This window comes from Vibrio hangzhouensis (assembly GCF_900107935.1).
Classification (GTDB): domain Bacteria; phylum Pseudomonadota; class Gammaproteobacteria; order Enterobacterales; family Vibrionaceae; genus Vibrio; species Vibrio hangzhouensis.
The window spans coordinates 98101-118760 of the sequence record NZ_FNVG01000004.1; the positions used below are offsets into that span (position 1 = coordinate 98101).

The following is a 20660-nucleotide window of genomic DNA, read 5'->3' on the forward strand; positions in this document are numbered from 1 at the left end:
CGAGCTAGTAAACATCGACTGTCACCGTTATAAACGGCAATGTGTCAGCGTCACTTTGGCTCACCAAAAATGGAAAGAGTCAATTATCTAATTTGGTCAATTTAGACAAATCAAAGCCCGGAAACTCGTTGGCGTTCCCCCTTGAACTGTAAAGATAAGTAAAACTGATCAAGGTTATGTAAATCTCCTTTATGACAGTGCGCTTCGTTTTTATGATGCTTGGCAATTACTTTAATGTCATTAATAAGTGCCAATTATGTTTAGATTTACAGCCATACTCACTCTTCTCTGGTTGCCTAGTTTGCTAATGAACTGGGACAAACTAGACAACTTTTTCATTTGGCGTCATCAGTTAACCATATACACAGGTTTGCTTGGGTTAGGCTATATGGGGCTTGCTGTTTTACTTGCCATGCGTTTCCGTTGGGTAGAAGAAAAGGTCAAAGGCCTAGATAAAAGTTACAAGCTACACAAACACCTGGGGATTGGCGCCGCGATTTCTCTTTTCTTCCATTGGCTGATCATAAAGAGCGGTCAGTGGTTGGTCGACGCGGGTATTCTCGAAAGGCCAACCCGAGGGCAACAGCCAGTGATTGAGGGTATAAATTGGCACGCTATCGCTGAACAAGTTGGAGATATTTCATTTAAGATTTTTCTTATCTTCAGCATAATTAGTCTGGTTCAGGCCATCAGCTATAGGAGGTTTAAGTTTACCCATAAAATTGGCGGGCTTTTGATGATCGCGGGTGTTTTCCACACTGCATTTTTGCTGGATTGGAACATTGGGACCATTCCGATGAATATTGCCATTGCTGCCATTTCAGTCGTCGGTATCTGGTGCTCGTGGCTGTCACTGTCAGGACGTATCGGTCAGAAAAACCAAGTTGATGGAAAGGTTAAAAACGTTGAAGCGTACTCTGCACAACCTGATCAGAAAACTGCGGTACGTTTCTCCATCCATCTAAAATCAGATATCAGCTACAAAGAGGGGCAGTTTGCTTACCTGAACTTCCATGACGGCGAGGCACCGCACCCATTTTCTGTTCTAAACTTCGATGCTGAAAACAGAATCATTGAATTTTGTGTCAAAGATCTAGGCGACTATACCCACAAACTGGTCAATAACCTTAAAGTAGGTCAGAACGTTACTGTAGAAGGTGGTTACGGCGCGTTTCAAATCCCCGAATTTGAAAAACAAGCATGGGTCGGGGCAGGTATTGGTATCGTGCCATTTATATCCCGCCTTTACTGGTTAAAACAAAAGAATGAAAAACAGCAGTTGAAACTAGAAAAAATCCATCTGTTTTACTGCGTAAACTCGGAAAAAGAAGCGTTCTTCCGCAATGAAATCCTGTCTCTTCTTCGGAAACTTGATTTTATCGAGTTACACCTGATAACAGCAGAAAATGGTGAGTTGCTGGATAGCGAATTGATTATAAAAAAAGTGAAGAGTAAAGATTTCGATACCTGTTTTTGTGGTCCTCAACAATTTGGACAAATGCTCAAAACCGGACTTGATGCAGCGGGTATTTCAGAAAACCGCTTTCACATAGAGTACTTTAAAATGCGATAAGTTTATGCTTCAACACACTCTCTTTTGCCGACTCTAGCAGATACGGTATGGAATGTTACGCAATGCACCGATTTAGCAGTGATTCAACATAGCGGAAAACTGATCTGCTACTACAAGATGTACCTCAAACTCAGTGGTGTGACACACTACTAGGAAATAATCTTGACTAGGAAAGGGGCACTTTCGTGTTTGAAAGTGCCGACTGTAACGTCTCTGGACAGAAACGATTTAGTTTCCTTTGTTTCAACCTATCCCAAAATGCCGTCATCCTCACGCAAGTGAGGATCTCCTAAAGCGCATAGCTAATTGAAAAATAATGACTACGTCGCGTAAATCACGTTCACAGCACGCTGTATGAGATCCCCTTTTTCAAGGAGATGACGGGTTAGTTCTTGGTTTAGAAACAAGAAATGAGGCAAAAATCGTTATTTTATCTCTGATAATCAAACTCCTTCGCCATACCTAACGGCATTACGCCGTTAGATCACAAAACAATCGCCATACTAAAAATAGTAGTTCGCCTGTAGCCAACCGACTGTGTCTTGCTTTGAGAATTGCGACTCCGCCATATGATCAACCTTAAAACCAACTGATACAGCGTCTGACACCATAAAGCCTCCTCCCATCTCTACCTGTGGTACCCACTCTTTGCTCTGCTGGACATAGCTAGTTTTTGGATTGGCATAAAGCCAGTGACCAGCATCAAAAGCATACATCCCATACAATCCAACTTGGTAAAGATTCGAATCAAACTCCCTATCTCTGATGTACAAATCGGCTCTACCCGGATTCCAGTTGGTGCCCAATTCTTTCCAGTCAGCAGACGTTCGGCCTACAGATAACATTGGGAAAAGTAACACATTATCAGTCAGTTGAAACTTATAGATCATGCCAGCTAGTGCAGTTGTGCTATTGCGATCACCCAGAACATCGACACTAAACCCGAGCCCATCGGTTACGTGGAAATAACGACCGCGATAGTTATAATCAATTTTGCCATCAGAGGTTTTCTTGTCCGCAACACCAAGATCGAGTTGGAAAATATTGTTTCCCAAACCCAACATGCCGTTCAACTGCGTTGCATCCCCAGAGCGCGATATACCAACGGTAGTGAATGAGGCCGTCGGATCTCCGTAATTAATGTCGTCGCCAACTGGCTGAAGTTCTGTTTGGTTTGACGCGAAAGCGCCCGCCGTTAGCACGCAAAGCGCAACGGAAAGTATGGTTTTTTTCATGATTTTTCCTAATTAAAAAAGTCCCTTTAATTAGGTCATCCTTGATGGAGTAGAGCCTAAGCCTGACGTTGTCGCCTTATAGGCATGGAGTGAACGTTGCTGTACCCGACACTTCTGCTTGTTCTACAAGATCGGCGCATGAAACTTGCGAAATAGTATTCAGTTGTTTTAAGTCAATCCGAATTTCACTATAAGTATCGAGATTGCGCATTTTGAAAGAGCCATTTTCAAAGTTATAGGTGTATTGTATCCAGGTAGCGTAGGTTTCATCATTAGTCGGATCGATAACATCTTGCGGCACAAGATTACCCGCATCAAAAGTCGACTGAAGCTTACCTTCTGTCTGAGCCCACGTGGCATCTTCTGAGAACTCCACGTTAGCGGTATTATATAGGCCTCGTAACATACGTTCTGAGGACGCTATGGTTGAGCCGATTTTATGACCGTTTTCGAGTATGGTCATGTCGCCCACCTTGGCTGCATTTGCATCGTGGTATTGCTGAAGAGGCGCATTCGCCATCACACGCAGTTTATCGTTAACCGAACCACGATGAATCACCATCTCTCCACCCTCATTCAGTTCAAACAGTGCGATATCTCCTGATTTATCCTGAACTGAAATATGCAAACCATGCTGTACTCCATGAATGCCATCAACCCAGGCAAACTGAAATTCATTCGCTTCAAATGCCTCTACAGCTTCTTGTACTGTTTTGAAGTTTTGCGCCATGAATGCGGCCGCATCACCCCAGTTGACGGCGGGTGCCCCGGTGTCTTGATAGTCCTTGATGAATACTTGCGAGTCATACATATATAACGTTGAAGCCGAAAGTCCTTCGCTGTTGATCGCTTCGCCAGTGGTATCAACAAATACTTCACGCTCTTCCAAATTGAGGGTTGGATACTTCACCGTCCATGAGGCCGCTTTCTGGTAGGAAGGAACATCTTTGGTCATGACCTTAGTACCGACAGGAAAAACAACGGCTACCGTACCCAGTTTCTGGCCCCAATCCAACGTTCGCACTTGAGACACTCCATATGGCGTATCCAAGGTAATTCTCGAGCAGGCATTCGCTGTATTGAATATGACACCTGTAGTTAGCGCAACTAGTGATAATGCAACAGCTGTTTTCTTCATAAGTATTCCCCTCAATTCATCAAAATGAACAAATAACGTACAGCATCGTGAATGGGATGCACTTTATGCTCAAAGGGGCAACACATCAAAACAGTTACTATTAACTTATCGAATACAAGCGTTTATTTTTTCGAGAAATCAGGCCAAAACCCCACCTGATGAAACCTACTTATAGACTAACTCTCTCACGACTACTTGCAGGCCATTAATGGCTATATGTACATGATATTTAACAATACAATATAAATAGAGCAAGCTCATAGAGACAAGAAACCTGACTATTTTAACACGTCAATAATTTGAATATATTTTGCTACTCTCAATGAAACGCAGAGATAGCGATAGGATATGAATCCTTCCCCCACATTTACTTTTACCCGATGTTATGTGAGGAAACTGTTTGTTAATGGGAACTTGATTGCACCTCTACCTCACCAGGAAAATAGAGTCGCTTTAGTTTGCTCAACACCTTGCCAATATCTTCCAGTATCACATACAGACACGGCACAGCAATGAGTGTCACTATGGTTGCGTACATAACCGCGAACCCTAGTGCGACAGCCATAGGCTTTACAAACGCAGCCTGTAGGCTGGTTTCGAACATGATCGGCAATACGCCAAAGAAGGTAGTGATGGAGGTCAATGTGATCGCCCTGAATCGAGCACAGCCTGCCTCGACCACCGCGGTTTTGGCGCAGTCGCAGCGGGCTTTGATTTGGTTGACGTAATCGGTCATTACCAACGAATCGTTAATCACCACACCCGCAGCAGCGATAAGCCCGAAAGTCGACATCATCGACATATCCAAGCCGTATAAATAATGCCCCCAAATCGCGCCTGTTAAGCTAAACGGGATCACAGACATGATGATAAGAGGCTGAGTATAGCTCTTAAGCGGTACAGCAAGGAGAATAAACACGGTGATCATTCCGGCAATAAAGAACACGATCTGTTCGTCCTTCTGCTTCTGTTGCTCCTCAATAGTACCGCCAAGTTCCGTTTTAACTTGGGGGAACTGCGCTTTTAATTCCGGTAATACATTTTCTTCGATGTTCTTCACCGCTTTATCCGGTTCAATGATCGCCTCATCAATCGAGCCATAGATATATACGGTTCTGAACCCGTTCTCGCGCCGTATCTGGTTAATGCCAGGCTGACTGGTAATATCGACCACGTCCCCTAGCATCACTTTTTTACCCGAAGGGGTATTGATTAATGCATAACGAAGCGATGAGAAAGCCTCTCTTGTCAGTTTGGGGTAACGCACCATAACGCGCACTTCTTCCGTGTTTCTCAACACGCGTTGAGCCTCTCCGCCATAGAAACTCCCCCCAACTTGTGCCGCAATACTGGCCAAATCGAGTCCCAAATCGTACGCCACTGGTTTTAACGATAACTGAACTTCCCGGCTTCCCGTGTCCATCGACGAACTGATATCGAACAGCCCCGTTTGCAATTGCAGTTTCGCTATCAGCTCCCGCCCCGCTGCGTTGAGAACCTCCATATCAGGCCCATATAAGAGGTAACCAAACTCATCCCCTTCTTCGCCACCAGCCACATTGTCATTGATTACTATCGACTTGAGGCCGACGATTGTAGGCAGTTTTTCTCGCCAGCGACGCGACAGTTCAAAGGCATTGACTGGGCGCACGTCTTCATCCACTAGCGGCAACAACAGCATTCCTTCAGTGCGACTGGTATTGATGGTCAGCACATCACGAATCACCGGCATTCCAAACTCTGCTTCGATTTCCTGATCAACTTCTGCCACGACGTGTTCCAACGTAAGCAAGGCATCAATAGTCTGCTCGTCTGAAGCATTACTGTTCATTTCGATTTTGATCAAAGGAAAATCAGAGGGCACTTTTGGACTTGGAATCATACGCACATGACCCGATGTCACCATGGCGATACTAATAACCAGAACAGCAATAAAACCTGCCATCACTGACCAACGCCATTCTACGCACCACGACACAGTGCGCTTATACGGGCCATAAACAAAACGGAAAAAACCGCGATTAAATCGCGCTCGGTAGCTATTCTCTTTGACTGGTGTGAATTTAGTATGAGCCAAATGAGCAGGCAATATCAGTTTAGATTCAATAAGGCTAAAAATAAGGCAGAAAATAACAACGATCGACAAACCATAAAAGAAAGCTTTCTCGGGACCGGTAGAGAACAAGAAAGGTACAAAAACAGCAATGGTCGTTAGTACACCAAAAGTGGCTGGTGTCGCCACTCGTTGAGCCCCGCGGACAACATTGGTCACGCCACCACCGTTTTTTTCCACTTCAGTGTAGACACTCTCGCCTATCACAATAGCATCATCCACCACGATACCCAGTACCATGATGAACGCAAACAGAGTAATAATGTTAATACTGACATCAAACAAAGGCATCAACATTACGGCGCCCAGAAAACACACTGGTAGGCCAACCATGACCCACATTGCCAGCCGGAAGCGCAGAAATATTGACAACAGGACAGCCACTAAAACAGCCCCCTGAAGCAGATTCTTCAACATCATATCGAGACGGGCATTGAGGTAGTAGGTCATATCCATCAACGTATGGAGCTCAATACCGTGAGGCAGTGTTTTGTTTCTGGCTTCGATGAATCGCTGCACCGTTTTCGCCACAGGCACCATGTTCTGAGTTTTAGTTGCCTTAACCGTCAGATAAATTCCATTCTCACCGGAGAACTTGAAGTAATGTTGACCTTCAGTAAACGCATCCTTAATCGTGGCAATGTCGCCCAATAACACCTTAGAGCCATTGGCCCCCAGCTTTACGGGTATCTGCCTGAACTGATAGCCATCGTAATACTGGTTCTCAATACGAATCGACACTAAACCAGTACTGGTTCTCACTTGCCCGGCAGAGAAATTGGCAGAGTATTTCTGAATCGCAGCCACCACATCATCCAGTGTCAGGTCATACGTTCTCAGTTCGTCCGGGTGGATTTCGATGCCAATCTCATCTGGCGGAGAACTCACTTCAACCAACGAAACATCATTGAGTTGGAGCAACTCCTTTTCAACCTGTTTTGCAATCGTTTTAAGCTCTGACAGAGATGTATTACCTGACAGCACCATACCTATAACATCTTGTTTAAACTCAATTTGAGTAACGTTTATCGGTTCCATTGCTCTGGGAAAACTGGGAATAGAATCAACACGTTGCCTGACCTTGTCCAGTACCTCAGTAAGGTTAGCTTTGGTATCGATCTCCAACGTAACTTGCCCACCTCCACGATAAGCATCTGTGACCGCTTTCTTGATTTCAGTCACGTCTTTGAGTGACTCTTCTACCTTGATGAGAATCGTCTCTTCAATTTCCTGTGCTGAGACCCCTGGGTAGGATGCTGAAACGCGAATATAGTTGATTTCAAAATTGGGGAACATCTGGCGCTGAATGAGGAAATAGCTCACCGTACCCATGATAAGCACAAAAGCCATAAGCAGGTTTGCCGCCACGGAGTTGTTAGCAAATAAGGCAATGATGCCTCTTTGAGTCGAGTTACTCACTGGCTACTCCTTTTTGAACCAGCGCTTCCTCATTGTCGCCTTTGCGTACAACGGACATACCTATTTGGGGAAACTCAGGAACTGTCAGTACCAGTTCGTCCCCTTCGGAGAGTCCAGAATCGATATAGAAATGAGCTTGTTCTTCTCGTAATACATGTACAGTGCGCGGCACCAATTTGTTGTCAGGATCAATCACCCATACTCGATCATCAGCGACCAGCTCCTGTGGCACTTTAAACAGTTTCGGGATCTGTTTGCCATTGAAACGCACCTCTACATACGAACCAAACGGCAGCGCTTGAACATCAGACTCCAGACCGTAAGGATCCGCGATTCGAATGACCATATTCACCATACGGGTCGCGCTGTCAACAATCCCTAAATCACGCACCACTTGCCCCTCACGAGTCGACTCAGTTCGACCTTTAGCAAGGATTTGCGCTTCTACACCGACAATATCATCGGGAAGAAATGGCGCATCGAATCCGGCGATTGGCACCATCACTTCTGCCGATTCTATGTTGTTAATTTCGGCAACCTGAGCACCCGCGGTAATGTACTGACCCACACCTATGCTTCTTGAAACCACCAAGGCATCATAGGGCGCCACCACCTCACAATTGGCGAGATCTCGATTGGCTCTCCTTAATGCCGCCTGAGCTGACTTAACACTGGCCTCAGCACTAAGAACCTGAGGTATACGTAAATAGAGGTCAGACACTTGGGTGTCGGTGATTTTCTTTGCTTGCCTTTCTGCCACTTTCGCTTTTGCACGTTCCTCAATCAACGCAGCCTGCGCCTGCGCTAACTGTGCCTGAGCCTGAAGTACCGAAGCCTGATAATTGTCTTTTTCAATAGTAAACAGAATCTCGCCGCGTTTAACTACTCCACCGGCGACAAAATTAGGGTGCCAACTGGTGACCTCTCCTGAGACTTGAGTAGATAACGCCGTGCGCTCAAGGGGGACCACTTCACCAAAACTTGAAATCTGCACCTGATGATCCTGAGCACGAAGAATTTGGGTTCGTACCCGAGGTACGGTATCCAGTTCTTTTTGGACTTCCGTTTCAGGTGCGGTCTGCAGCACTAACCAGTAGCCACCGACGGCCACCGCCAATAATACAAACGGTAAAATCCACTTAATACTGCGCTTGAACATAGTTTCCCTTGCTTAGAATGTTCCTGACTAATGCTATTGTACGTAAATTGGGCGGGATAAACTGTATGGGATCATCATCTTTTGACCGCTAAATGTGTGAAATCTGATGATAAATAGACAAAAAGCCAGCATAACTGCTGGCTTTTACGCAGAGATATGGCTCATTACCGGACATCAAATCCATCGCATTTGGCGGCACAGATGAAGTCATTCTGGTGCAGCCCTTTGATGGAGTGACTCCACCATGTCACCGTCACTTTCCCCCACTCCAAAAGTATCGCTGGGTGATGAAACTCCTCCTCAGCCAACTCAGCAACTTGATTGGCAAACGCCCATGCCAACTTAAAATTCTTAAACTTAAACTGTTTCTCAAGCTGAGGAATACCGTCTCTATCAATAATAGTCCAACCATCTAGTTCCGTAAGTAGTTGCTTTTGCTCTTTTGTACCCAGCGCCAGCGCATCACTGCTACAGGCTTCGCAACGCAATTCATTAAGCATGTGTCATATCCTTTGGTTCAAAAAGTGGAGGTAATAAACCTGCCGCCATTGCGCGAGCAACGCAGCGGCTTAAGTCCTGTTGTCCCAATTCATAGAGTTGGCGTATGTCATCCAACACAAAGTAGGTAGGCTGCATGATGTCTATTCGATAGGGGGTACGCAGCACAGTGTCTATATTAAACGCCTGCCTTAAAGGTCGTTCATCGTCCAGCGCGTACAAGGTTTCCCCAGGAGAAGAGAGAATACCTCCTCCGTAAATCTTCGTTTCGCCCTGTTGCTCGACCAGACCAAACTCAACCGTAAACCAGTATAGACGTGCCAGATAAACCCTCTGCTTGCTGTTCGCCAGGCAGCCGAGCCGACCATAGGTTCGGGTGAACTCGGCAAAATCTGGATTGGTCAGCATCGCACAATGACCAAATATCTCGTGAAAGAAGTCCGGCTCCTGCAAATAGTCAAACTCTTCCCGGGTACGAAGAAACGTCGCTACCGGAAATCGTCGATTGGCCAACAGGTCAAAAAAGCGATCAAAATTAATAAGAGCTGGCACAGGCTCTACCTGCCATCCCGTTTCCCGCAACAGAACCTGATTAATTTCCGGAAGTTGGGGAGCCCGGTCTAACGGCAGATCCAATAACTCTAGTCCCCTGAGGTATTCTTTACAGGCACGACCCTGAACCAAGTCTAACTGACGGGCTACCAGATCATGCCAAACCTTATTCTCCTCGGTACTCCACGCCACTAAACCGTGCTCATTAACGGGCTTTGATACGTAGTGTGTCATCACATTCCCTTTAACAACTTCATTACATTAAGCCTATGTGGTGACCGATTTGATGACAATAAACCGCTCTGACAATAGAACAAAACCCCTTGTAACAATTTCTTTACATTTTCACTTTTTTACCCAGTGAATCAATGCATTGTTTTTTGGCCTCTCAGTTTGACGGGCACCAAATTTCCACCAAAACTTAATCAAAACCGAACTGAGCCATGATTTTTCAGAGGAAGAGCATGTCTGATAAACTCCCAGTCCAACAGCCACTGTGGACTCCCGACGCCGAACGCCTGTCATCCTGTCTGTTAACTGAGTTCATGGGCACATTGAAACACCACAATATCGATGGTTCGGATTACAACGCGCTGTACCGGTGGAGTGTGGATAATAGCGACGCATTTTGGGAGCATGTCTGGAACTTTTGCCATGTTATCGGTGATAGGAAGGGCAAAACGTCATCTTTGGGGCCAGCAAAATTCGGCTTAAGGATCCCTGCAAGAGACACATTATGGTTCACCGACGCAACCTTGAATTACGCGGAAAACCTGCTTGCATTCGGGACCGAACACCCCACGGAGCAGGCCATCTGGTTTAGCAACGAAAGCGGGCAACGTACACAACTCTCCTGGCAACAACTGACCGAACAGGTGTCGGTCATTCAGCAGTGGTTATTACATGCCGGTGTTGGCCCCGGAGACGTGGTCAGCGGATACTTACCCCATATTCCTCATACCGTGGTGGCGATGCTCGCCACCACAAGCCTTGGCGCAGTCTGGACTTCAACCTCTCCTGATTTTGGCGCCCAGAGTGTCATTGAGCGCTTTGGGCAAGTGGAACCTAAGGTGCTCTTCTGCTGTGACGGCTACCGTTTCAATGGTAAAGCCTTTGTGATGGAAGAGAAGAACCAGCAAGTCATAAATTCCATTTCTTCCATCAAACAGGTATGCCAAATTCGTTACCTTGACCAGCAAACAGTCCGCCCTGCGCCAGATGGAGCAACTGACTGGGATAGCCTTCAGCAACATTATTCCGCCGACGCACTGCACTTCCATCGAAGTCAGTTTAATGACCCACTGTTTGTCCTTTATTCCTCGGGCACAACAGGTAAACCCAAATGTATCGTGCATTCTGTGGGAGGCACCCTTCTCAATCACCTGAAGGAGCATCAGTTGCATTGTGATATCCAACCAAAAGATCGCGTGTTTTATTACACCACTTGTGGCTGGATGATGTGGAACTGGCAAGTCTCCGCCCTCGCATCCGGTGCCACACTGGTGATATTTGACGGCAGTCCGGTCTACCCCAAACCCGATGCGTTGTGGCAACTGGCCCACGATGCAGAGGTGACTCTGTTTGGGACGTCTGCAAAATATCTCGAGACGCTGCAGAAGCTTCACTATCACCCCAACGAGCACTATCAGCTGACGGCGTTGAAAACGCTCTGCTCTACCGGGTCCGTTCTCTATCCGCAGCAGTTTGACTTTGTCTATGAGCATATTAAAGCTGATCTACATCTGGCTTCGATCTCCGGAGGTACAGACATTTGTGGTTGTTTCGTCTTAGGTAATCCCATTTCTCCCGTATATCGGGGAGAGTGCCAGGCACCTGGACTGGCCATGGATGTGGAGGTTTTTAACGATCAGGGTAAAGCAGTTCTGGAGCAACGAGGTGAGCTCGTTTGCCGTAACAGCTTCCCCAATCAACCCATTGGCTTTTGGAACGACAACGGCGAACGCTACCATCAAGCCTATTGGGACAGGTTCTCCGGAGCATGGAATCACGGTGATGACGTCATGCAAACTCGAACCGGAGGCATGGTTTTCTTTGGCCGCAGTGATGCAACACTTAACCCGGGAGGGGTACGAATCGGCACAGCTGAGATCTACCAGCAAGTGAACCAGTTAGATGAGGTAAAAGACTCCATTGCGGTAGGCAGAAATCAGAATGGCAATGAAACCATTGTCCTGTTTGTTCAGCTCTCAGATGATACAGAGCTGGATGAATCTCTGAAGCGGCGCATAAAAGCACTACTTAAAGCTGAATGCTCTCCCCGGCATGTCCCCTCTGAGATATTTGCTATTAGTGAAGTACCAAGAACCAAGTCAGGTAAACTGGTTGAACTGGCCGTCAAACAGACACTACATAGGCAAGAGGTCAAGAACAAAGGTGCCATTGCCAATCCGTGGGTATTGGACGAAGTCATACCGCACGCGAAATAGTGAACAGAACGGTGAAAATCCCCAATTTGACCCTATGGATTCTCTACTGCTGACACTGGTAATTAAGTCATACTCATTCGGGTGGCAAAGAAAAAGAAGAAAATGAGATACGTCGAAAAAGTTAACAGCAGTGACAAATACTTCAAACCTAGCTCCTGTGCGTGACATCTGAACTCAGTTATAGCAAAGCGTTAAAACGGCGATAAGGAATTACAGAAATTCATAGTAGTAAAAGCCTGAAATAATGAAAATGGCGCTGTTCACAGACATCACGAGGCTCGCCAGTTTGCTTGAAAAACCAATGGCAGCGACTACCTTAACCAATAGTGCAACCTTGCCGACACAGGCTGATATGGTGTTTACATGCGAAAGTTATCTTTGTTTAGTTTTATCACAACACTTTGGTTAAGCCTGCTGGCAACTCACACTTTCGCGGCATCCTTTTCACCCCTCACCAATACGTCGACTCCCTACTCCACCGTGACCAGTTTTCTGGATGTCTCTGACGAACTCATCCGTTACTGGCAACAAGAACAGCTACGGAACCCTGAAGCGGAACGTGCACTGGCGCAGGCAGCACGTACCATGGATTTATCGCTGGTGCCTAATCGCGGCCGAGAAGTGGTATTGATGGAACGGATCATCCTTCTTCGGGAAATTATTGACCGCTTTGATAGCAGTGTCATCGAGCAAATCCCTAGCGATTCTGCCAGTGAGTTGTGGCGCTTCCCAAATACCGACATCACCTTAATCAAGATTCATGAAGGTGAACGAACTGGTCAGTACGTGTTTTCAGCCGCTTCGGTCCAGCAACTTCCTCGCTGGTTCAGAATCATGGCGCCCATACCTTATGCGAAAGCCGACAGACCCGACTACTACTCGGATTTCATCAATTCGCCGGGACCACTTTTTCCCAAACGCAGAGTAGAAGCTTTACCACAGGCACTCCACGAGCTCTATGGTCCTATCCCGTTGTGGCAATGGATAGCTATCACCTTCGCATTTGCTGTTTGCTTTTACAGTATCAGATTCAGCGTATCCCTTGGCAGGCGCTGGAACCGTCACTGGGAGCAGAAAAACCTGAAATGGAAGGTGGGAAAGCTATTGTCTCTGGTTAGCTGTGTGGTCATTTTATACTTGACTCGTCAAGTGATTGACCAGGGGATTTGGTTGACCGGCGGCATGTATCAGTTCCTAACCTCATTTTTCTTTATCGCACAGTTCTATTTTGCCTCCTGGCTGATCATGGCTACTTTCAACTACTTCGCAGCGATTTACGCCTTCAATAAACATGGTGGAATCCATGTAGATTCGTCGCTGATCACGGTACTTGCGCGGATCTTTGGCGGTACCACGATCGTCATCGTCGGGATCTATGCCATCGAATACATGGGGTTCTCTATCTCGCCTCTGCTGGCCGGTATTGGTGTGGGTGGTCTGGCCGTTGCACTTGCCGTTCGACCCGTTCTTGAAAACGTGATCAACGGGCTCACCCTCTATGCCGATGGCGGGATTAAGATTGGTGAGTTATGTCGCTATGGCGATAAACTCGGCACCATTGAAAGCATTGGACTTCGCTCTACCAGAATCAGAACCCTGGAGCGTTCTTTAATCACCATCCCTAATTCCGAATTCGCCAATATGGAAATCGATAACCTTGAGCGACGTGATAAAAGACGCATGGAGCATGTATTGCGTGTACGTCCCGAGATGAGTCAAGCGCAGTTAAAAGTGCTCATTGTGAATATTCGACGCGTACTTCTTCAGCATCCTAAAGTTGAGCAAGAGCCCATTCGGGTTCGCTTTAGTGGTGTCGGTGAGTTTGCACTTCTGGTCAACACCATGTGTTACATCCGTTGTAAGGACAACGAAGAGTTCCTGTCAATTCAAGAAGATGTATTGTTTTTGATTACCCAGCAAGTAGAGGTAGTCGGTGTTCAACTGGCGTTTTCAAATCAGTATCAGTTCGCCGGCAAACTCGCGACGCTCAACAGCGAATTGATTGACAAAGCCGAGCAAACCGTTACGAACTGGCACGATACCAATAACTATCCATTTCCCGATTTCAGTTTCGAGTACAAGTACGAAATGAAAGACAGCATTATGTACCCGTTAAAAACGTCGGCCACGAGGCGAGACTCGGAAACCTAGTCCGCATATCAAGTCTCTGGCTGGGTCACGCTATCAAAGTACGATTGCAGAGTTTGATGCAACAATTGATTAAGGGGATAACCGCGCTTAGTTTGCAAATAACCACCAATGATATTGAGCTGTTGAGTCTCTTTGGGCACTTTAGGCAGCGGATAACAGGCCAGATCCGGCTCTAACAACGTCATCAGACTGCTGCCGAAGAGAATTGCGTCTGAGTTTTTCACTTTGTTTATCAGAACTTTAACACTATGGGTCGTTAAACTGATATTAGCTTGATAACCTTTAGACAAATAGAGATCTTCTATTGGTGAACGTTTAGCATTGTATCCATCTATTACAATTCGGGCGATCGGGAGATGATGGATATCTTCCCAATCGCTAGACTGACTGAGCACCGGATGTTGCTCTCTGGCAATCAGGCATAGCTTGACGGTATCCAGCTTGTGCTGATATACCTCCTGAGGGAGAGGATAAGCCTCAAACTGAATGAAATAATCAATATGCCCATTCAGCAGCTCCGCTAAAGAGTCATCTTGCCAATATACCAGTTTGAACTTAGCAACAGGCATCGCCGCTTTCAACGCTTCGAATATGCCTTCACCATAGATTTCCAGAAAATAAATCTGCATCGCAATCGTTACTTCACCGTCAAACTGCTGCGGGTCAAACTGCTGATAGGACTCAACTACCTTCATGATAGGGTGAAACATCTCTTCAGACGCCTCAGCCAACTTTTCAGCCAGCTCCGACGGTTCAACTCCGTGCGCTTTGCGAATAAAAAGTTGATCTCCAAAAACTTCACGCAGCTTAGCTAAACCCCTGCTAACACTGGTCTGAGAGATGCCTAACTGACCTGCCGCCGCGTGGGTATTTCTGGTTTCGACCACTGCTCTTAATAGTTTAAGTAGATTTAGATCCAAGTCTTGTAGCTCTTTCATTCACTGCCCCACACATCTCTATCATCAATACTCTTTTTTTAATATAGATAACAATATGATAATTAAAAATATCTAATCTATGTGCGTGTTCATGTTTTGCGTAAAAAGACCTAATTCAAACAGAGAACCGCGCGACATAACGAGGTTCAAAATTGAATTTCTCTAATCCCTGTCTGTGGCTACAGCGGTTGTTTACCATCCTCCTAAACTCACTGATCCCATTCGGAGAACACCATGATCAGCAACAAAACGCTCGCAGCTACGGGATTCCTGTCAGTGATAGCATTGTCAGGCTGCACACAAAACGACGAACTTCTCGCCCAAGACACGCAACCGCCAATGCCTCCGGCCTGCAACCTCGATTCATTACCAGACCTCAAGGGCGTGAATTTCTCCTCAACCCATCACGATGGTAACGCCTGTAAAGTGGCGGGTACGATAGACAATGACATTCACTTCGAGGTCAATCTTCCAGACGACTGGAATGGTCGATTCGTGATGAGCGGGGGCGGCGGATTCGCCGGTGTCGTAACCAATATCGTCGAACCTACTTTTCCAAATCGAGGTTACGTTACCGCGGCAACCGACACCGGACATCAGGCCCACCCTATCGATGCCTCCTGGGCGGTAGGTCATCCAGATCGTTTAGAGAACTTCGCTGGAAAAGCAATCCATCTCACCACCAAAACAACGAAGCAGATCATTCAGGCTTACTACCAAAAAGAAAGTGAACGTAATCTTTTCTATGGATGCTCCAGAGGCGGTGGACAAGCCCTGTATGCCGCCCAGCGCTATCCTGGTGACTATGATGCCATCATTGCCGGTGCGCCAGCCTACAACTGGACTCATCACCTTGGCGGGCACTTCGCGATGATAGGCGCGGCCATGTTCCCCAATTCAGCGGATCTCTCTGAGGCCATCATTGGCAAGCGTGAACAACGATTAATCAACCAGGCCGTCATGAAGCAGTGTGACGCGAAAGATGGACTTGAGGATGGCATCATTACCGAGCCGTGGCGTTGTGACTTCGACATTCGCTCACTGCAATGTGATGACAGCAATGAAGAACAGTGCCTGACTGAACCTCAAATCAATGCCCTTGAGATCGTCTATCATGGCGCTTACGACTCTCAGGGGCAGCAAATTGCACCCGGATTCTTCTTCGGGGCAGAAATGAGTCCATCGGGAATGACCCGTTGGCTCACAGGCGGCACCGAAGTCAATCAGTTCAGCAAGTTTCAGGACGGTATCGACACCAACGGTTTTCTGGTACCAGACAATATCCCGAATGCCAGCTATGGGTTTGCTACCGGGATCATGCGCGACTTCATCTTCAATGGAGAGGCTGTCGACTTCACACGCTATCAGTTTGATAACCTGTCCAGCGACGGACAGCAAGTTGCACAACTGCTGAATGCAACCAATCCTGATCTTAGTGAATTTCGCAATAACGGAGGAAAGCTGATCCTATGGACAGGCCTCAATGACATGGCCATCTCACCACAAAGTACCATCGATTACTATCAAGCTGTTCTGGAGCACGATGCCAGTGCAGCGGAAGACGTACGCCTGTTTCTGCTACCCGGTGTCGATCATTGTGCTGGTGGTGCCGGACCATTCTGGGTCGACTTTATTGAAGAAGCCGAAGACTGGCTAAACACAGGCGACGCACCGCAAGAGAGCACCGCTCACTGGTTTACTCCCGACAAAGGTCTGGAGGGCAATCGAAAGATTTGCGCCCACCCTAAAGTGGCCTACTACGATGGGACCGGAGATCCTCGAAGCGCTGACAGTTTCTACTGCTCTTACCCCAAATAACCGCTTGCCCCGATTGACCAGCTCGTGACTGAACAAAGTCGCGAGCTTGTTTGTATTTAAGCGGATTGGTGCAAGCGGCGCGTTTTCAAAAAATTTATATTTACCGCGATGAAACAACTGAAACAACTGAAACAACTGAATATGAATTTCACTAATTCATAGTCCAGTGGCTTCCTACGCACTATTGTACTCCCCCGAACATTGCCGCTTTGGAAGCAGTAAAAGAACTCACCAGCCATTTCGTTAACGGATCTGAACTCAGGGTTGGAAACCATCAAAAGGCTCAACATGCTTAAAGCTCTCAAGCAAGAGTACACGCTGCTCATTGGCGCTCTTGCTATCCTATTTTTTAAACTCGTCGGCGACACTCTATTAACCAATGGTCTCTCTGTCATACCTTATGTGCTCACAACCGGAATACTCTTCTATGTGGTCATGACGGCCATCTTCGCAGTCGTCAGACACTCGGATGCGCTAGCGATTAAACTGGGTGACCCCTATGGGACATTAATCCTAACCCTCGCTGTGGTTTTGCTCGAAGTAATTATGGTGTCATCGGTCATGTTAACCGGTGAATCTAACCCTGTATTGGCTCGCGATACCATGTTCGCGGTTGTCATGGCTGTCCTCAATGGTTTTGTTGGCATCACCTTACTGATTGGCGGTCTCAAATATCACACGCAAACCTACAACCTGGATGGCATCAAAGCTTATCTGGTCGCAATCATCCCACTAGCCATGCTCTGCCTGATTCTGCCCAATTTCACCACAATGGATGCCAAAGGCAACATGTCGACAGGTTTGACAACCACACTGGTTCTCGCCTCGGTAGCGCTTTATGCGGTATTCCTGTTCATTCAAACCCGAAGCCATACTCACTTTTTTATTGATGCGGACCACAAGGATGATCATGATGCGCATGGACCAATGCAAAGTAATGCGTTCCATACGGTCATGCTTGTGAGCTATCTGGTGGTCGTGATCCTGCTTGCCAAAAGCCTGGCCATCCCCATCAACGATGGTATCTCCGATTTGGGTGCACCTGCGGCACTGGGAGGGCTTGTAGTAGCCTTGATTATCCTTGCTCCAGAAGCGGTAGGTGCCGTGAAAGCAGCCATCCACAATCAACTGCAACGAGCAATGAACCTGTTTTTTGGCTCGGTTCTGGCCACCATCGCCCTGACTGTGCCCGCTGTACTACTGATCTCCGGCGTCATGGATGAGCCAATTAAACTCGGGTTGAGGCCTGCTGAGATGGTGCTACTTGTTGCCACGTTATTAATGAGCAGCGTCAGCTTCAGTAGTGGACGCACCAATTCACTCAACGGTGCAACACACCTCATTCTGTTTTTCGCCTACATCATTCTGATGTTTGACTGATTTCTCATCGCGTTTTTGACAGCGTCTCTTACCAGAGAGGCGCTTAGCTGCGGCCTAGCGGCTGTACTCACTGTTTTCTTTGAAAGGTAGTTACTATGACTTTTCTCACTATGCCACTGCACTCTAAAGACGCTGAGGCACTTTATGTTGCATTACTCGAACAGGTATCCGCCAATGATAGTGCTGGCCTTACCGAAAATCTTAAGACGGCAGAATCTGTGATATTGCCGCTCGTTTTTCGCAAGCTGACAATAAATGAACGTGCCGCGATATGGGCACTACTGACATCAAATACTCCACAACTTGCAGCGAACCTGCTCGATCACTTCAATAATACTGAGCTAATCAGCCTGATAAAGGCACTCCCCATAAAGACCACTATCCTGCTATTTCAACATTTGCGCTCCCCTGACAGGCGACTGCTACTTAACCACTTGCCTGCAGAGTATCAATCTCAGTTGAAGCTCTCTTTGCCTTCTAGCTGGAAATACGAAGAGAAAGCCGCACTGGCTTACTCGAGTAAAACGGTTGGTGGGATCTGCAAAAGTGAAGTACTCAAGTTAGATCAGGATGCAACCGTAGCCGATCTGGGGTCCGCCCTGAGAGCAGAAGAGCAAACTTCCGGTCAATTAGAATGGCGCTATGTCTATCTTCACGACGAAAGAGGCGCATACCTAGGGGCGTTGAAAATACGTGACATTTTTCTCCGCCCTTACGGAGCGAAATTGAGAGACTACCTGGATCTCACGGTGCCAGTTATTGCACCAGATAAAGATCTGCATGCACTGAAAAGCATGCTCGACAGCAAACCCCACTCGGTCATTCCAGTGGTTAATGACAACGGTTTTCAAATTGGTGTGGTGGGGTCGACTCACCTGAATGAAGCTCTGTACCAGAGTTCCAAACAGCAACTACTAGAACAGGCTGGCGTATTGGGTGGGGACGAATTTCGCGCTATGCCAATGAAGGTGCGCAACGTGCGCCGTCTTGCTTTTCTATTGCCATCGGTAATGCTGAGTTATATCGCGGTCTCGATCATCGCCGCCTTCGAACCCATTATTGAGCAAATAGCGGTTCTGGCGGCCATTTTACCCCTGGTAGCCAACCTCTCTGGTGCGGCGGGCAATCAGGCGGTTGCCGTATCGATTCGCGAGCTTTCTACCGGTCGGCTGTCCACAAAAGATCTACTCTACGTAGTACTCAAAGAAATGCCGATAGGGCTAGTCAATGGCCTGCTGATTGGCATCGTACTCGCCGTTCTGACCATGATCACTCATGACCAACAACCGTTGGCATTGCCCCTGTTGATTGGCGCTGCCTATGCGGTGTCTTCGGTATTGGCAGTCATCATTGGAGGCTCACTGCCACTGCTGCTCAAGCGATTCAATCTCGACCCAGCCATGCTCTCCAGCCCAATTCTGACCACGTTAACCGATGCCATAGCCTTTTTCAGCGTCCTTTACTTAACGCAAACTTTCTTACTTTCAGCCGTTGTCTAACCAACAGGAAAACCATATGCAAATCGAAACACTGTTTACTTACCTGACTTTAACCGTCATTGGTCTACTGCCCATCATGAACCCGCCCGCTGCTGCCACCGTGCTACTGGGACTCAGCAAAGGGCGCGACAAAAACTACATCGTATCTCAGGCGAAGGCGGTGGGGGTCTACCTGTTTATCGCCTTATGCATTACCTTTTTTATCGGTGCGACGGTTTTAGATCTGTTCAGTATCTCTATCCCTAGTTTGCGTCTTGGTGGCGGCATCATCATTGTCGCAATCGGATTCAATATGCTTTTTCCAAGAAAAGAAGCGGACAACACCTCGCCGGGTCAGGATTCCATCGCTTTGGTTCCACTCACCATTCCTTCACTCTGCGGCCCTGGCACCATGGCATTAATCATCAGTCTAGCCGCAGAGTTGGCTATCCATCGTGACGAGCTGCATATGCCGAGTGTTTACAGCGGGGTGATTGCTGGCTTTGCTATTGTCGCGCTCATTGCCGCCTTCACTTTGAGTATGGCCTACCCGCTCCTGAGAGCACTGGGGCAAAACGGCATTAATGCGTTTACCCGCATCATGGGCTTTCTGCTCATTTGCATGGGTGTTCAGTTCTTTACCCTGGGCATTGAAGAGATCGCACTGGAAATCTACCAGATGTTATAGACAGCAGATCTGACTGCTCAGTTAACAGACACAAAAAAGCCCCAGTAAAAACTGGGGCGTTCAATTCAATAAA

The 20660-nt window shown here is 47.1% G+C and carries 14 protein-coding genes; 7 read left to right on the forward strand and 7 right to left on the reverse strand.

Features of this window, described 5'->3' with window-relative positions:
- Positions 1–256 precede the first annotated feature (256 nt).
- Positions 257–1573 (forward strand): ferredoxin reductase family protein, encoded by a 1317-nt coding sequence (locus C4S60_RS05690; RefSeq protein WP_103879371.1) that lies wholly within the window; start codon positions 257–259, stop codon positions 1571–1573.
- A gap of 503 nt (positions 1574–2076) precedes the next feature.
- Here the strand turns inward: C4S60_RS05690 and C4S60_RS05695 are convergent.
- The 6 genes from C4S60_RS05695 to phhA all read right to left on the reverse strand — a co-directional run bounded on the left by C4S60_RS05695 (position 2077) and on the right by phhA (position 9921).
- Complete coding sequence (locus C4S60_RS05695) at positions 2077–2808, reverse strand: hypothetical protein (protein WP_103879372.1); 732 nt, start codon at positions 2806–2808, stop codon at positions 2077–2079.
- A 76-nt stretch (positions 2809–2884) separates the two neighbouring features.
- Positions 2885–3946, reverse strand: a complete 1062-nt coding sequence (locus tag C4S60_RS05700; RefSeq protein WP_103879373.1) for a linear amide C-N hydrolase — start codon at positions 3944–3946, stop codon at positions 2885–2887.
- Positions 3947–4349: 403 nt separating this feature from the next.
- The gene (locus tag C4S60_RS05705; protein WP_103879374.1) at positions 4350–7478 is read right to left on the reverse strand and encodes an efflux RND transporter permease subunit; all 3129 of its coding nucleotides are present in this window, start codon (positions 7476–7478) and stop codon (positions 4350–4352) included.
- A complete protein-coding gene (locus C4S60_RS05710; protein WP_103879375.1) occupies positions 7471–8637 on the reverse strand; it encodes an efflux RND transporter periplasmic adaptor subunit in 1167 nt (388 codons plus the stop codon). Before C4S60_RS05710 ends, C4S60_RS05705 begins: the two co-directional genes overlap by 8 nt.
- 164 nt (positions 8638–8801) lie before the next feature.
- Positions 8802–9137 carry a 4a-hydroxytetrahydrobiopterin dehydratase gene (locus C4S60_RS05715; protein WP_103879376.1) on the reverse strand — a complete coding sequence of 112 codons (336 nt, stop codon included), beginning with the start codon at positions 9135–9137 and terminating at the stop codon, positions 8802–8804.
- A complete protein-coding gene (gene phhA / locus C4S60_RS05720) occupies positions 9130–9921 on the reverse strand; it encodes a phenylalanine 4-monooxygenase (RefSeq protein ID WP_103879377.1) in 792 nt (263 codons plus the stop codon). The genes C4S60_RS05715 and phhA overlap by 8 nt, the downstream gene beginning before the upstream one ends.
- 230 nt (positions 9922–10151) lie before the next feature.
- Here phhA and C4S60_RS05725 point away from each other — a divergent pair, with 230 nt between their 5' ends.
- Positions 10152–12134, forward strand: a complete 1983-nt coding sequence (locus tag C4S60_RS05725; protein WP_103879378.1) for an acetoacetate--CoA ligase — start codon at positions 10152–10154, stop codon at positions 12132–12134.
- Between the two features lie 363 nt (positions 12135–12497).
- A complete protein-coding gene (locus tag C4S60_RS05730) occupies positions 12498–14285 on the forward strand; it encodes a mechanosensitive ion channel family protein (protein ID WP_103879379.1) in 1788 nt (595 codons plus the stop codon).
- 8 nt (positions 14286–14293) lie between these two features.
- Here C4S60_RS05730 and C4S60_RS05735 read toward each other — a convergent pair whose 3' ends face one another.
- Positions 14294–15223, reverse strand: coding sequence for a LysR family transcriptional regulator (locus C4S60_RS05735; RefSeq protein ID WP_103879380.1), 930 nt, complete (start codon positions 15221–15223; stop codon positions 14294–14296).
- Positions 15224–15457: 234 nt separating this feature from the next.
- Here C4S60_RS05735 and C4S60_RS05740 point away from each other — a divergent pair, with 234 nt between their 5' ends.
- The 4 genes from C4S60_RS05740 to C4S60_RS05755 all read left to right on the forward strand — a co-directional run bounded on the left by C4S60_RS05740 (position 15458) and on the right by C4S60_RS05755 (position 20587).
- Positions 15458–17041 carry a tannase/feruloyl esterase family alpha/beta hydrolase gene (locus C4S60_RS05740; RefSeq protein WP_103879381.1) on the forward strand — a complete coding sequence of 528 codons (1584 nt, stop codon included), beginning with the start codon at positions 15458–15460 and terminating at the stop codon, positions 17039–17041.
- Between the two features lie 288 nt (positions 17042–17329).
- Positions 17330–18421, forward strand: coding sequence for a calcium:cation antiporter (locus tag C4S60_RS05745; protein WP_103879382.1), 1092 nt, complete (start codon positions 17330–17332; stop codon positions 18419–18421).
- Positions 18422–18516: 95 nt separating this feature from the next.
- Positions 18517–19920 carry a magnesium transporter gene (locus C4S60_RS05750; RefSeq protein WP_103879383.1) on the forward strand — a complete coding sequence of 468 codons (1404 nt, stop codon included), beginning with the start codon at positions 18517–18519 and terminating at the stop codon, positions 19918–19920.
- Between the two features lie 16 nt (positions 19921–19936).
- Positions 19937–20587, forward strand: coding sequence for a MarC family NAAT transporter (locus C4S60_RS05755; protein ID WP_103879384.1), 651 nt, complete (start codon positions 19937–19939; stop codon positions 20585–20587).
- Positions 20588–20660 lie beyond the last annotated feature (73 nt).

What these genes read in the sequence shown, in the direction of transcription:
- C4S60_RS05690 (WP_103879371.1), top strand. Translation starts at nt 257, where the DNA reads ATGTTTAGATTTACAGCCATACTCACTCTTCTCTGGTTGCCTAGTTTG.
- C4S60_RS05695 (WP_103879372.1), bottom strand. Translation starts at nt 2,808, where the DNA reads ATGAAAAAAACCATACTTTCCGTTGCGCTTTGCGTGCTAACGGCGGGC.
- C4S60_RS05700 (WP_103879373.1), bottom strand. Translation starts at nt 3,946, where the DNA reads ATGAAGAAAACAGCTGTTGCATTATCACTAGTTGCGCTAACTACAGGT.
- C4S60_RS05710 (WP_103879375.1), bottom strand. Translation starts at nt 8,637, where the DNA reads ATGTTCAAGCGCAGTATTAAGTGGATTTTACCGTTTGTATTATTGGCG.
- C4S60_RS05715 (WP_103879376.1), bottom strand. Translation starts at nt 9,137, where the DNA reads ATGCTTAATGAATTGCGTTGCGAAGCCTGTAGCAGTGATGCGCTGGCG.
- phhA (WP_103879377.1), bottom strand. Translation starts at nt 9,921, where the DNA reads ATGACACACTACGTATCAAAGCCCGTTAATGAGCACGGTTTAGTGGCG.
- C4S60_RS05725 (WP_103879378.1), top strand. Translation starts at nt 10,152, where the DNA reads ATGTCTGATAAACTCCCAGTCCAACAGCCACTGTGGACTCCCGACGCC.
- C4S60_RS05730 (WP_103879379.1), top strand. Translation starts at nt 12,498, where the DNA reads ATGCGAAAGTTATCTTTGTTTAGTTTTATCACAACACTTTGGTTAAGC.
- C4S60_RS05735 (WP_103879380.1), bottom strand. Translation starts at nt 15,223, where the DNA reads ATGAAAGAGCTACAAGACTTGGATCTAAATCTACTTAAACTATTAAGA.
- C4S60_RS05740 (WP_103879381.1), top strand. Translation starts at nt 15,458, where the DNA reads ATGATCAGCAACAAAACGCTCGCAGCTACGGGATTCCTGTCAGTGATA.
- C4S60_RS05745 (WP_103879382.1), top strand. Translation starts at nt 17,330, where the DNA reads ATGCTTAAAGCTCTCAAGCAAGAGTACACGCTGCTCATTGGCGCTCTT.
- C4S60_RS05750 (WP_103879383.1), top strand. Translation starts at nt 18,517, where the DNA reads ATGACTTTTCTCACTATGCCACTGCACTCTAAAGACGCTGAGGCACTT.
- C4S60_RS05755 (WP_103879384.1), top strand. Translation starts at nt 19,937, where the DNA reads ATGCAAATCGAAACACTGTTTACTTACCTGACTTTAACCGTCATTGGT.